Below are 13,010 nucleotides of genomic sequence, written 5' to 3' on the forward strand. Positions count from 1 at the left end.
GACTGGACGGAGGGAGCGGGGGCTATGAATGCCTACGCGCCGATCCTCGTACTCGGTGCCATCGCGGCGGCGTTCGCGGTCGGTTCCGTCGTGATGGCCTCACTCACCGGCCCCAAGCGCTACAACCGGGCCAAGTTGGAGGCGTACGAGTGCGGCATCGAGCCGACCCCGCAGCCCGTGGGCGGCGGTCGGTTCCCGATCAAGTACTACCTGACGGCGATGCTCTTCATCGTCTTCGACATCGAGATCGTCTTCCTCTACCCCTGGGCGGTGACCTTCGACTCCCTGGGGCTCTTCGGGCTGGTCGAGATGCTCCTGTTCATCGCCACCGTCTTCGTCGCGTACGCCTACGTCTGGCGTCGCGGCGGCCTGGAGTGGGACTGAGGCAGGGGTGGCGCCGCCGCCCTTGTGAACGAGCGGACAAGCTCGGACGGGCCGGACGTTCCCCCGGACGCTCCGCGGGCGCATCGCCGGACGTACCAGAGGACTTGAGGGCATTGAGAGGGATCTGATGGGAATCGAGGAGAAGCTGCCGAGCGGCTTTCTGCTCACGACCGTGGAGACGGCCGCCGGCTGGGTGCGCAAGGCGTCACTCTTCCCGGCCACCTTCGGTCTGGCCTGCTGCGCGATCGAGATGATGACCACCGGTGCCGGCCGCTACGACCTGGCCCGGTTCGGGATGGAGGTCTTCCGGGGCTCCCCCCGGCAGGCCGATCTGATGATCGTGGCGGGCCGGGTGAGTCAGAAGATGGCCCCGGTGCTGCGCCAGGTGTACGACCAGATGCCCAACCCGAAGTGGGTCATCTCGATGGGCGTCTGCGCCTCTTCCGGCGGGATGTTCAACAACTACGCGATCGTGCAGGGCGTCGACCACATCGTCCCGGTGGACATCTACCTGCCCGGTTGCCCGCCCCGCCCGGAGATGCTGCTGGACGCGATCCTGAAGCTGCACGACAAGATCCAGCACGAGCCGCTGGGCGTGAACCGGCGCCGCGCCGAGGAGTTGGGCGAGGCCCTGGCCCTCAAGGCGACCCCGATCAGCGAGATGCGGGGGCAGCTGCGATGAGCGAGCAGGTACCCGAGTCCCGCCGCGAGCAGCCGCCCCGGGAGATCCCGGTCGAGGTGGTCGGCCGCCGGCAGGGCATGTTCGGTGCCGACGGCACCGGCGACACCTCCGGCTTCGGCGGTCTGGCCGCCCCGATCGTGCTGCCCGGCCCGAGCGAACGCCCGTACGGCGGCTGGTTCGACGAGGTCGCCGACGAGTTCGAGGGCGCGCTGGAGGAGCAGGGCCTGGACCCGGCCGAGGTGGTCGAGAAGACCGTGGTCGACCGCGGCGAGCTCACCTTCCACCTGGACCGCACCCACCTGTTGAAGGCGGTGCGCATCCTGCGCGACGACCCGGCGCTGCGCTTCGAACTGTGCCTGGGCGTGAGCGGGGTGCACTACCCGGGTGACCGTGGCCGCGAGCTGCACGCGGTCTACCACCTGCGTTCGATCACCCACGGCCGGCTGATCAGGCTGGAGGTCACCGCGCCGGACGCCGACCCGCGGATCCCCTCCGTGGTGAGCGTCTACCCGACCAGCAACTGGCACGAGCGCGAGGCCTACGACTTCTTCGGCCTGGTCTTCGACGGCCACCCGGCGCTCACCCGGATCATGATGCCGGACGACTGGCTGGGCCACCCGCAGCGCAAGGACTACCCGCTCGGCGGCATCCCCGTCGAGTACAAGGGCGCCCAGATCCCGGCTCCCGACCAGCGGAGGTCGTACAGCTGATGAGTACTCAGCACTACGAGGAAGCAGATGCCCGCGACACCACCGAGGGCCGGGTCTTCACCGTCACCGGCGGCGACTGGGGCGAGGTGGTCGAGGCGGCCGGCCGGGCCGACGACGAGCGCATCATCGTCAACATGGGCCCCCAGCACCCGTCCACCCACGGCGTGCTGCGGCTGATCCTGGAGATCGACGGGGAGACGGTGAAGGAGGCCCGCTGCGGCATCGGCTACCTCCACACCGGCATCGAGAAGAACATGGAGTTCCGCAGCTGGGTCCAGGGCACCACCTTCGTGACCCGCATGGACTACGTGATCCCGCTGTTCAACGAGACCGCCTACTGCCTGGCGGTCGAGAAGCTGCTCGGCATCACCGACGACATCCCGGAGCGGGCCAGCGTCATCCGGGTGATGATGATGGAGCTCAACCGGATCGCCTCGCACCTGGTCTGCCTGGCCACCGGCGGCATGGAGATCGGCGCCACCACCCTGATGGTCTACGGGTTCCGGGACCGCGAGCTGATCCTGGACGTCTTCGAACTGGTCACCGGCCTGCGCATGAACCACGCGTACGTCCGCCCCGGCGGCCTGGCCCAGGACCTGCCGCCCGGCGCCGTCGACCAGATCCGCGAGGCGGTCCGCACCCTCCGCTCCCGGATGCACGAGTACGACAAACTCGCCACCGGCAACCCGGTGTTCAAGGCCCGGCTGGTCGACGTCGGCTTCCTGGACCTGGCCGGCTGCCTGGCCCTGGGCGCCACCGGTCCGATCCTGCGGGCCACCGGCCTGCCGCACGACCTGCGCAAGACCGATCCGTACTGCGGCTACCAGGACTACGACTTCGAGGTCGCGGTCGCCGACACCGCCGACTCCTACGGCCGGTTCCTGATCCGGCTGGAGGAGATGAAGCAGTCCCTGCGGATCGTCGAGCAGTGCCTGGACCGGCTGCGCCCGGGCCCGGTCATGGTGGCCGACAAGAAGATCGCCTGGCCGGCCCAACTGGCCGTCGGCCCGGACGGGATGGGCAATTCGCTCGACCACATCCGCAAGATCATGGGCACCTCGATGGAGGCCCTGATCCACCACTTCAAGCTGGTCACCGAGGGCTTCCGGGTCCCGGTCGGCCAGGCGTACGCGGCGGTCGAGTCGTCCAAGGGCGAGCTGGGCGTGCACGTGGTCAGCGACGGCGGGACGCGCCCGTACCGGGTGCACTTCCGGGACCCGTCGTTCACCAATCTGCAGACGATGGCGGCGATGTGCGAGGGCGGCCAGGTGGCCGACGTGATCGTCGCGGTGGCCGGGATCGACCCGGTGATGGGAGGCGTGGACCGGTGACGGACGTCGAACTGGGACTGCCGGCGATGCCGGCCCCGCCGTACCCGGAGGAGGTGCGCTCCCGGCTGGCCGCCGACGCCGCCGAGCTGATCGGCCGCTACCCGCAGGCCCGTTCGGCGCTGCTGCCGCTGCTGCACCTGGTGCAGGCCGAGGAGGGCTTCGTCAGCCGGACCGGGATCCGCTTCTGCGCCGAGCAGTTGGGGCTCACCACGGCCGAGGTCACCGCCGTCGCCACCTTCTACACGATGTACCGGCGGCGCCCGGCCGGGAAGTACCACGTCGGGGTCTGCACCAACACCCTGTGCGCGGTGCTCGGCGGGGACCGGATCTTCGCCGACCTCCAGGAGCACCTGGGCATCGGCAACAACGAGACCACCGAGGACGGCGAGATCTCGATCGAGCACATCGAGTGCAACGCCGCCTGCGACTACGCCCCCGTGGTGATGGTCAACTGGGAGTTCTTCGACGACCAGACCCCGCAGAGCGCCCGCCGGCTGGTCGACGACCTGCGGGCCGGCCGCGAGGTGCGGCCCACCCGCGGCGCCCGGCTGTGCGGCTTCAAGGAGACCGCCCGGATCCTGGCCGGCTTCCCGGACGAGCGCCCGGGCGCCAACGACGAGTCGGGTGCCGGCGGCGCCCCCTCGCTGGCCGGGCTGCGGCTGGCGCGCGGCGAGGCCCTGCCCGGCACCGCCGGCACCAAGGTGGTCTCCCCCCGCCACGAGGCCCCCCGCCACGGGGATCCGGGCCACGGGGAGCCGGGCCACGAAGGCAAGGCCGACGGCCAGGAAGGGACCGAAGCGTGATGACCTCCGCCGAGCCGGCCGAGAAGCTGCTCACCCCCGTCCTGTCCGACCCCTGGGACGACAGCCGTCCCTGGACCCTCGCCACCTACCGCCGCCACCACGGCTACGAGGGCCTCAAGGCGGCCCTCGCGATGCCCCCGGACGACGTGATCGCCCTGGTCAAGGACTCCGGTCTGCGCGGCCGCGGCGGCGCCGGCTTCCCCACCGGGATGAAGTGGCAGTTCATCCCGCAGAACGACGGCAAGCCGCACTACCTGGTGGTCAACGCGGACGAGTCCGAGCCGGGCACCTGCAAGGACATCCCGCTGCTGTTCGCCAACCCGCACTCCCTCATCGAGGGCATGGTCATCGCCTCGTACGCGATCCGCTGCGACCACGCGTTCATCTACCTGCGCGGCGAGGTCGTCCCGGTGCTGCGCCGCCTGCACGCCGCGGTCGCCGAGGCGTACGCGGCGGGCCTGCTCGGCCGGGACATCCTCGGCTCGGGCGTGAACCTGGACATCACCGTCCACGCCGGCGCCGGCGCCTACATCTGCGGCGAGGAGACGGCGCTGCTGGACTCGCTGGAGGGCCGCCGCGGCCAGCCGAGGCTGCGCCCGCCGTTCCCGGCGATCGCCGGCCTGTACGCCTGCCCGACGGTGGTCAACAACGTCGAGTCGATCGCCTCGGTGCCGCCGATCCTGGCCCGCGGCAAGGAGTGGTTCAAGGGCCTGGGCACCGAGAAGTCCCCGGGCTTCACGCTGTACTCGCTGTCCGGCCACGTCACCAACCCCGGCCAGTACGAGGCCCCGCTCGGCATCACGCTGCGCCAGCTGCTGGACCTCTCCGGCGGCGTCCGGGCCGGGCACCGGTTGAAGTTCTGGACCCCGGGCGGCTCCTCCACCCCGATGTTCACCGACGAGCACCTCGACGTCCCGCTGGACTACGAGGGCGTCGGCGCGGCGGGCTCGATGCTCGGCACCAAGGCGCTGCAGGTCTTCGACGAGACCACCTGCGTGGTGCGGGCGGTGACCCGCTGGACGGAGTTCTACGCCCACGAGTCCTGCGGCAAGTGCACCCCCTGCCGGGAGGGCACCTACTGGCTGGTCCAGCTGTTGAAGCGGATCGAGGCGGGCCAGGGCGTCGACGGGGACCTGGAGAAGCTCCTCGACATCGCCGACAACATCAACGGCAAGTCCTTCTGCGCGCTGGGCGACGGCGCGGCGAGCCCGATCGTCTCCTCGCTCCAGTACTTCCGGGCCGAGTACGAGCAGCACCTGGCCGAGCGCCGCTGCCCGTTCGACCCGGCCGCGTCCACCGTCTGGGCCGACGGCCCCCGCCCCGGCCACCAGTCCGCCACCGAGAGGGAGGTGCACGCGTGACGATCACCGAGCCGGCCGCCTCCACGAACGACGGAGCCGCGGTCGAACTGGTCACGCTCACCATCGACGGCGTCGAAGTGAAGGTCCCCAAGGGCACCTTGGTGATCCGGGCCGCCGAGACCATCGGCACCCAGATCCCGCGCTTCTGCGACCATCCGCTGCTGGATCCGGCCGGCGCCTGCCGGCAGTGCATCGTGGAGGTCGAGGGCCAGCGCAAGCCGGTCGCCTCCTGCACCATCCCGGTCGCCGAGGGCATGGTGGTGCGCACCCAGCTGAGTTCGCCGGTGGCGGAGAAGGCCCAGCGCGGCGTGATGGAGCTGCTGCTGATCAACCACCCGCTGGACTGCCCGGTCTGCGACAAGGGCGGCGAGTGCCCGCTGCAGAACCAGGCGATGAGCAGCGGCGCGGCGGACTCCCGGTTCGAGGGGATGAAGCGCACCTACGCGAAGCCGCTGCCGATCAGCAGCCAGGTGCTGCTGGACCGGGAGCGCTGCGTGCTGTGCGCGCGCTGCACCCGCTTCTCGCAGCAGATCGCCGGGGACCCGTTCATCGACCTGGTGGAGCGCGGGGCGCTGCAGCAGGTGGGCACGGGGGAGGGGGACGACTTCGAGTCGTACTTCTCCGGGAACACCATCCAGATCTGTCCGGTGGGCGCGCTGACCTCGGCGGCTTATCGTTTCCGCTCGCGCCCCTTCGACCTGGTGTCCTCGCCGAGCGTGTGCGAGCACTGCTCAGCGGGTTGCGCGCAGCGCACCGATCACCGGCGGGGCAAGGTGCTGCGCCGGCTGGCGGGCGAGGACCCGGCGGTGAACGAGGAGTGGAACTGCGACAAGGGCCGGTTCGCGTTCCGCTACGCCCAGCAGCGGGACCGGCTGACGGCCCCGCTGGTGCGGGTGGACGGCGAGCTGGTGCCGGCCTCCTGGCCGGAGGCGTTGCGGCGGGCCGCCGAGGGTCTGCGCGGGGCCCGTACGGGTGTGCTGGCGGGCGGCCGGGTGACGGTGGAGGACGCGTACGCGTACGCGAAGTTCGCCCGGGTGGTGCTGGGCACCAACGACGTGGACTTCCGGTCCCGCCCGCACAGCGGTGAGGAGGCGGACTTCCTGGCCGCGGCGGTCGCCGGGCGCGGGGTGGACGTGGACGGTTCGGGCGTCGACTACGCGCGGCTGGAGCAGGCTCCGGCGGTGCTGCTGGCGGGGTTCGAGCCGGAGGAGGAGTCGCCGATCGTCTTCCTGCGGCTGCGCAAGGCGTCCCGGGGCAACGGCGTCAAGGTGTTCTCGGTGGCGTCGTTCGCCTCCCGGGGGCTGGCGAAGCTGCGCGGTGCGCTGCTGCCGGCGGCGCCGGGGACGGAGCCGGAGTGGTTCGCGGCGCTGGCGGCGGACGAGCCGTTGAACGACGAGGCCGGGCGGGCGGCGGAGCTGTTGCGCCGGCCGGGTGCGGTGATCCTGGCGGGTGAGCGGCTGGCGTCGGTGCCGGGCGCGTTGACGGCGGTGCTGCGGTTGGCGCACGCGACCGGGGCGGCGCTGGCCTGGGTGCCGCGCCGGGCCGGGGAGCGCGGGGCGGTGGAGGCCGGCGCGCTGCCGGGTCTGCTGCCGGGCGGCCGTCCGGTGGCGGACGCGGCGGCGCGGGCCCAGGCGGCCTCGGTGTGGGGGGTGGCGGAGCTGCCGTCGCGTCCGGGCCGGGACACCGGCCAGATCCTGACCGCGGCGGCGCGGGGCGATCTGGACGCGCTGCTGGTCGGCGGGGTGGATCCGGACGATCTGCCGGATCCGGCGCTGGCCGGGGAGGCGCTGGCGGCGGTGCCGTTCGTGGTGTCGCTGGAGCTGCGGCCGTCGGCGGTGACGGGCCGGGCCGACGTGGTGCTGCCGGTGGCGGCGGTGGCGGAGAAGGCGGGGACGTTCCTGGACTGGGAGGGCCGGGTGCGGATGTTCGAGGCCGCGCTCAAGCCGGACCAGCAGATGGGCCGTCATCTCCAGTCGGACCTGCGGGTGCTGGCGATGCTGGCGGACGCGCTGGGGCACCGGCTGGGCCTGGCGGACGTACGGGCGGCCCGGCTGGAGCTGGACCGCTTCGGGCCGTGGCGGGGTGACCGCGCGGCGGATCCGGCGGCGCACCCGGGTGTGCTGCCGCGTCCGGCCACCGGCCAGGCGGTGCTGGCGGGTTGGCGGCTGCTGCTGGACGAGGGCTCGTTGCAGGACGGCGATCCGCACCTGGCGGGGACGCGGCACCGGGCGGTGGCCCGGGTGTCGTCGGCCACCGCGAAGGAGATCGGCGCCAAGGAGGTCGGCACGGGGGTCGGCGCCGAGGTCGGCGCGGAGGCCGCCGGTGCGCTGCGGCTGACCGGTCCGGCGGGTTCGCTGGTCCTGCCGCTGGAGGTGACCGACTCGGTCCCGGACCGTACGGTCTGGATCCCGCTCAACTCCACGCCGGGCGGCGCGCACCGCGCGCTCGGCACCACCGTCGGCCATCTGGTGACGATCGCCGCGGCCGAGCTCGCGCCGGTCGCCGTCGAGGGCGGGTCCCGGGAAGGGGAGGTCCGATGACGACTCCGCAGCCGTACGAGACGCTCCACTTCTTCGGCCAGGACCCGTGGTGGCTGGTGCTGTTGAAGGCGGTGTTCTGCTTCGCCTTCCTGGTGCTGACGGTGCTGGTGACGATCGTCTGGGAGCGCAAGGTGGTGGCCTGGATGCAGTTGCGCATCGGGCCGAACCGGCACGGGCCGTGGGGCCTGCTGCAGTCGCTGGCGGACGGCGTGAAGCTGGCGCTCAAGGAGGACCTGGTCGTCAAGGGCGCGGACAAGGTGGTCTACGTCCTGGCCCCGATCGTCTGCGCGATCCCGGCGTTCATGGCCTTCGCGGTGATCCCGTTCGGCCCGGCCGGCGAGGAGGTATCGGTCTTCGGCACCCGGACGCCGCTGCAGCTGACCGACTTCCCGGTGGCGCTGCTCTACATCCTGGCCACCGCCTCGATCGGCATCTACGGGATCGTGCTGGCCGGTTGGTCCTCCGGTTCGACGTACCCGCTGCTGGGCGGCCTGCGGTCGGCCGCGCAGATGATCAGCTACGAGATCGCGATGGGCCTGTCCTTCGCGGCGGTGTTCGTCTACTCGGGGTCGATGTCGACCTCGGAGATCGTGGCGCACCAGCAGCCGAAGTGGTTCGCGGTGCTGCTGCCGGTGTCGTTCATCGTCTACGTCATCGCGATGGTCGGGGAGACCAACCGGGCGCCGTTCGACCTCCCGGAGGCCGAGGGCGAGCTGGTGGGCGGTTTCAACACCGAGTACTCCTCGTTGAAGTTCGCGATGTTCATGCTGGCCGAGTACGTCAACATGGTGACGGTCTCGGCGGTGGCGTCGACCCTGTTCCTGGGCGGCTGGCGGGCCCCGTGGCCGGTGTCGGCCTTCTGGGAGGGCGCCAACCACGGCTGGTGGCCGATGCTGTGGATCACCTTGAAGATCCAGCTGCTGGTGTTCTTCTTCATCTGGCTGCGCGGCACGCTGCCGCGGTTGCGCTACGACCAGTTCATGAAGCTGGGCTGGAAGGTGCTGATCCCGGTCTCGCTGGTGTGGCTGGTGCTGATCGCGAGCGTGCGGGCGCTGCGCAACGAGGGGTACGGCTTCGGCGAGGTGGTGCTCTACGTGGGCGCGCCGGTCGGCGCGATCCTGCTGCTGGCGCTGGTCCGGGACTTCCTGCGCAAGGAGAAGGAGCCCGGGCCGGAGCAGGAGGCCCCGGGCAAGGGCGAGTTCGATCCGATGGCGGGCGGGTACCCGGTGCCGCCGCTGCCCGGGCAGGTGCTGCCGCCGGTGCCGCGCCGGCCGGGCCGGGCCCCGAAGCAACTCCAGGACGCCCTCAACGGGGCCGACCATTCCGAAGGGAGCTGATCCGCGATGTCGTCCGACCAGACGGGCCGGCCCGAGCGGGCCGACCGGCCGTCGGTGCTCGGTCCGGCCGCCGGTTTCGGCGTGACCTTCAAGGCCATGTTCAAGAAGCGGCTGACCGAGCAGTACCCGGAGCAGAAGAAGCCCACGGCTCCGCGCTTCCACGGCCGCCACCAGCTGAACCGGCATCCGGACGGGCTGGAGAAGTGCGTCGGCTGCGAGCTGTGCGCGTGGGCCTGCCCGGCCGACGCGATCTACGTGGAGGGCGCGGACAACCGGGACGAGGAGCGCTACTCGCCGGGTGAGCGCTACGGCGCCGTGTACCAGATCAACTACGCCCGCTGCATCCTGTGCGGGCTGTGCATCGAGGCCTGTCCCACAAGGGCGCTGACGATGACCAACGAGTACGAGCTGGCGGACTCCTCCCGCAAGGACCTGATCTTCACCAAGGAGCAGCTGCTGGTGGGCCTGTCGGAGGACATGGTCGACACCCCGCACGCGATCTTCCCGGGCACCGACGAGGGTGCGTACTACCGGGGCGAGATCACGGGGGCGGCGCCGGGGACGGTCCAGCAGGAGCGCACCGACCGGGAGAAGGAGGTGCGGCAGTGATCGCACAGCTGGCGGCGGCGAGCGGGACGACCTCCACGGGTGAGGCCGTCCAGTTCTGGGTGCTCGCGGTGATCGCGGTCGGTGGCGCGCTGGGGATGCTGCTGATGCGCAAGGCGGTGCACAGCGCGCTGTGCCTGGCGGCGACCATGCTGGCGCTGGCGGTCTGTTACATGGCCCAGGGCGCGGTGTTCCTGGGCGTGGTGCAGATCGTGGTGTACACCGGCGCGATCATGATGCTGTTCCTGTTCGTGGTGATGCTGGTCGGCGTGACCAGCGAGGACTCCCTCAAGGAGCAGTTGAAGGGCCAGCGGTTCGCGGCGGTGCTGTGCGGGCTGGGCTTCGGGGTGCTGCTGATCGCGGGCATCGCGAACGCGCGGCTGGACCACTTCACCGGGCTGGCCGAGGCGAACGCCGAGGGCAATGTGCCGGGCCTGGCCCGGCTGATCTTCACCCGCTACGTGTGGGCCTTCGAGGTCACCGGCGCGCTGCTGATCACCGCGGCGGTCGGCGCGATGGTGCTGACCCACCGGGAGCACGTGAAGGCGCCGAAGACCCAGCGGGAGCTGGCGGAGCAGCGGGTGCGGGACAACATCCAGCTGCCGCCGCTGCCGGCGCCGGGCGTGTACGCGCGGCACAACGCGGTGGACGTGCCGGCGCTGCTGCCGGACGGCACGATCGCGGAGGACTCGGTGATGGCGACGCTGCGCGAGCGCGGCCAGGTCCGGGACGTCAGCCAGGAGATGCTGCGGCGGATGGCGGAGCTGGAGAACAGTACGGCGGACTGGCTGGGCCGGCCGTCCTCGGAGCGGCCGGTGGTGGCGGCTCCGCGCGGGCCCCTGGAGCCGGTCCCGGGCCACGGGTCCGAGCCGCGCGAGGCCGGGGAGGGGGAGCGGTGAATCCGGTCAACTACCTCTATCTGTCCGCCCTGTTGTTCACCATCGGCGCGTCCGGGGTGTTGATCCGGCGCAACGCGGTGGTGCTGTTCATGTGCGTCGAGCTGATGCTGAACGCCTCGAACCTGGCACTGGTGACGTTCTCCCGGCTGCACGGGACCCTGGACGGTCAGATCATCGCGTTCTTCACGATGGTGGTGGCGGCGGCCGAGGTCGTGGTCGGCCTCGCCATCATCGTCTCCATCTTCCGGACCAGGCACTCCGCTTCGGTCGACGACAGCAATCTGATGAAGCTGTAGGCGGAGGACCTTCGGTGAACTCTCTCATTCCGCTGCTGGTGGCGGCTCCGCTGGCCGGTGCCGCCCTGCTGCTCCTGGGCGGTCGGGCCTTCGACCGCTTCGGCCACTGGCTGGCGACCGCGCTCGCCGCGCTCTCGTTCGGCTTCGGCCTGGCCCTGTTCTCGGACATGCTGGGCCGGGACGTCGAGCACCGGGCGGTGACGAAGCACCTGTTCAGCTGGGTGCCGGTGAACGCCTTCCAGGCCGACGTCTCGTTCCGGCTCGACCAGTTGTCGATGACCTTCGTGCTGTTGATCACCGGGGTGGGCACGCTGATCCACCTGTACTCGGTGGGCTACATGGCGCACGACGAGCGCCGGCGCCGCTTCTTCGCGTACCTGAACCTGTTCCTGGCCGCCATGCTGCTGCTGGTGCTGGCGGACAACTACCTCCTGCTGTACTTCGGTTGGGAGGGCGTGGGCCTGGCCTCGTACCTGCTGATCGGCTTCTGGCAGCACAAGCCGAGTGCGGCGACGGCCGCGAAGAAGGCGTTCCTGGTCAACCGGGTCGGCGACATGGGCCTGTCGATCGCGATCATGCTGATGTTCGCCGAGTTCGGCTCCTTCGCCTTCACCCCGGTCCTCGGTTCGGAGGGCGCGGTCGGGGCGGTGCACGGGGCGAGCGAGGGCAGGCTGACGGCGATCGGCCTGATGCTGCTGCTGGCCGCGTGCGGCAAGTCGGCGCAGGTGCCGCTGCAGTCCTGGCTGGGGGACGCGATGGAGGGCCCGACCCCGGTCTCGGCCCTGATCCACGCGGCCACCATGGTGACCGCCGGGGTCTACCTGATCACCCGGTCCTCGGCGATCTTCGACCTGGCGCCGGACGCCCAGACCGCCGTGGTGGTGGTCGGTGCGGTGACGCTGCTGTTCGGTGCGGTCGTCGGTTGCGCCAAGGACGACATCAAGAAGGCGCTGGCCGGCTCGACCATGTCGCAGATCGGCTACATGGTCCTGGCGGCCGGGCTGGGCCCGATCGGCTACGTCTTCGCGATCATGCACCTGGTGACCCACGGCTTCTTCAAGGCCGGGCTGTTCCTCGGCGCCGGGTCGGTCATGCACGGCATGGACGACGAGGTGAACATGCGCCGCTACGGCGGCCTGTGGCGGCACATGCCGTGGACCTTCGCCACGTTCGGCCTGGGCTACCTGGCCATCATCGGCTTCCCCGGGCTGTCCGGCTTCTTCTCCAAGGACAAGATCATCGAGGCGGCCTTCGCCAAGGGCGGCACCGAGGGCTGGATCCTCGGCCTGTGCGCGCTGGTCGGCGCGGCCGTCACCGCGTTCTACATGACCCGGGTGATGCTGCTGACCTTCTTCGGGGAGAAGCGCTGGCAGCCGAAGGCGGACACCAGCGGCTCCGCCGCGGGCGAGGGCGACCTCCCGCACCCGCACGAGTCGCCGCGGACCATGGTCGTGCCGATGGTCCTGCTGGCCTTCGGCTCGGTCTTCGCCGGCGGGCTGTTCGTCTACCACGGCTCCTTCCTGAAGTGGCTGGAGCCGGTCACCGGCCACAGCGAGGGCAACCCGCCGCTCGGCTCCTGGACGGTCACCGGGCTGACCACGGCCTGCATGCTGGCCGGCGTCGGGCTGGCGTACCTGATGTACGGGCGCTCGCCCGTCCCGGTGGTGCCGCCGGTCGGCTCCCCGCTCACCCGGGCGGCCCGCCGCGACCTGCTGCAGGACGACTTCAACCACGCGGTGCTGGTGCGGCCGGGCTCGGCGCTGGCGGCGACCCTGGTCTACTTCGACAGCCGCGGCCTGGACGGCTTCGTCAACGGCCTGGCCGCCCTCATCGGGGGCCTGTCCGGCCGGCTGCGGCGGGTCCAGAACGGCTTCGTCCGCTCGTACGCGCTCTCCATGTTCGGCGGCACGCTGGTGCTGGTCGCCTCGACTCTCCTGATGAGGTCCGTGTGATGACTGTGATTCGCCCGCTCGCCTCCGGGCGCTCGGACCCGGCGCCGACCCTCTTCGCTCCGGCACTCCCTCCTTCGTCGGTCGCTGGTCGCTCATCGCTCTCGGCACC

12 protein-coding genes are annotated in these 13,010 nt (G+C 71.2%); all 12 read left to right on the forward strand.

Annotated elements, in window-relative coordinates; genetic code table 11:
* The first annotated feature begins 24 nt into the window (after positions 1-24).
* Complete coding sequence (locus tag ACFC1T_RS16520) at positions 25-384, forward strand: NADH-quinone oxidoreductase subunit A (RefSeq protein ID WP_360239135.1); 360 nt, start codon at positions 25-27, stop codon at positions 382-384.
* Positions 385-511: 127 nt separating this feature from the next.
* A complete protein-coding gene (locus ACFC1T_RS16525; RefSeq protein ID WP_375888969.1) occupies positions 512-1,066 on the forward strand; it encodes a NuoB/complex I 20 kDa subunit family protein in 555 nt (184 codons plus the stop codon).
* The gene (locus ACFC1T_RS16530) at positions 1,063-1,776 is read left to right on the forward strand and encodes an NADH-quinone oxidoreductase subunit C (RefSeq protein ID WP_375888972.1); all 714 of its coding nucleotides are present in this window, start codon (positions 1,063-1,065) and stop codon (positions 1,774-1,776) included. Before ACFC1T_RS16525 ends, ACFC1T_RS16530 begins: the two co-directional genes overlap by 4 nt.
* A complete protein-coding gene (locus ACFC1T_RS16535; protein WP_375888975.1) occupies positions 1,776-3,107 on the forward strand; it encodes an NADH-quinone oxidoreductase subunit D in 1,332 nt (443 codons plus the stop codon). The genes ACFC1T_RS16530 and ACFC1T_RS16535 overlap by 1 nt, the downstream gene beginning before the upstream one ends.
* Positions 3,104-3,910 carry an NADH-quinone oxidoreductase subunit NuoE gene (nuoE, locus tag ACFC1T_RS16540; protein ID WP_375888977.1) on the forward strand — a complete coding sequence of 269 codons (807 nt, stop codon included), beginning with the start codon at positions 3,104-3,106 and terminating at the stop codon, positions 3,908-3,910. Before ACFC1T_RS16535 ends, nuoE begins: the two co-directional genes overlap by 4 nt.
* The gene (nuoF, locus tag ACFC1T_RS16545; RefSeq protein ID WP_375888980.1) at positions 3,910-5,271 is read left to right on the forward strand and encodes an NADH-quinone oxidoreductase subunit NuoF; all 1,362 of its coding nucleotides are present in this window, start codon (positions 3,910-3,912) and stop codon (positions 5,269-5,271) included. The genes nuoE and nuoF overlap by 1 nt, the downstream gene beginning before the upstream one ends.
* Positions 5,268-7,811, forward strand: coding sequence for an NADH-quinone oxidoreductase subunit G (locus ACFC1T_RS16550; protein WP_375888982.1), 2,544 nt, complete (start codon positions 5,268-5,270; stop codon positions 7,809-7,811). The genes nuoF and ACFC1T_RS16550 overlap by 4 nt, the downstream gene beginning before the upstream one ends.
* Positions 7,808-9,148 carry an NADH-quinone oxidoreductase subunit NuoH gene (nuoH, locus tag ACFC1T_RS16555; RefSeq protein ID WP_375888984.1) on the forward strand — a complete coding sequence of 447 codons (1,341 nt, stop codon included), beginning with the start codon at positions 7,808-7,810 and terminating at the stop codon, positions 9,146-9,148. The genes ACFC1T_RS16550 and nuoH overlap by 4 nt, the downstream gene beginning before the upstream one ends.
* A gap of 6 nt (positions 9,149-9,154) precedes the next feature.
* Positions 9,155-9,757, forward strand: coding sequence for an NADH-quinone oxidoreductase subunit NuoI (gene nuoI / locus ACFC1T_RS16560; RefSeq protein WP_375888986.1), 603 nt, complete (start codon positions 9,155-9,157; stop codon positions 9,755-9,757).
* Complete coding sequence (locus ACFC1T_RS16565) at positions 9,757-10,653, forward strand: NADH-quinone oxidoreductase subunit J (RefSeq protein WP_375889204.1); 897 nt, start codon at positions 9,757-9,759, stop codon at positions 10,651-10,653. The genes nuoI and ACFC1T_RS16565 overlap by 1 nt, the downstream gene beginning before the upstream one ends.
* Positions 10,650-10,949 (forward strand): NADH-quinone oxidoreductase subunit NuoK, encoded by a 300-nt coding sequence (gene nuoK / locus ACFC1T_RS16570; protein WP_360244848.1) that lies wholly within the window; start codon positions 10,650-10,652, stop codon positions 10,947-10,949. Before ACFC1T_RS16565 ends, nuoK begins: the two co-directional genes overlap by 4 nt.
* A 14-nt stretch (positions 10,950-10,963) precedes the next feature.
* Positions 10,964-12,901, forward strand: coding sequence for an NADH-quinone oxidoreductase subunit L (gene nuoL, locus ACFC1T_RS16575; protein WP_375888989.1), 1,938 nt, complete (start codon positions 10,964-10,966; stop codon positions 12,899-12,901).
* The last annotated feature ends 109 nt before the right edge of the window (positions 12,902-13,010 follow it).

The organism is Kitasatospora sp. NPDC056076 (assembly GCF_042266305.1).
Classification (GTDB): Bacteria; Actinomycetota; Actinomycetes; order Streptomycetales; family Streptomycetaceae; genus Kitasatospora.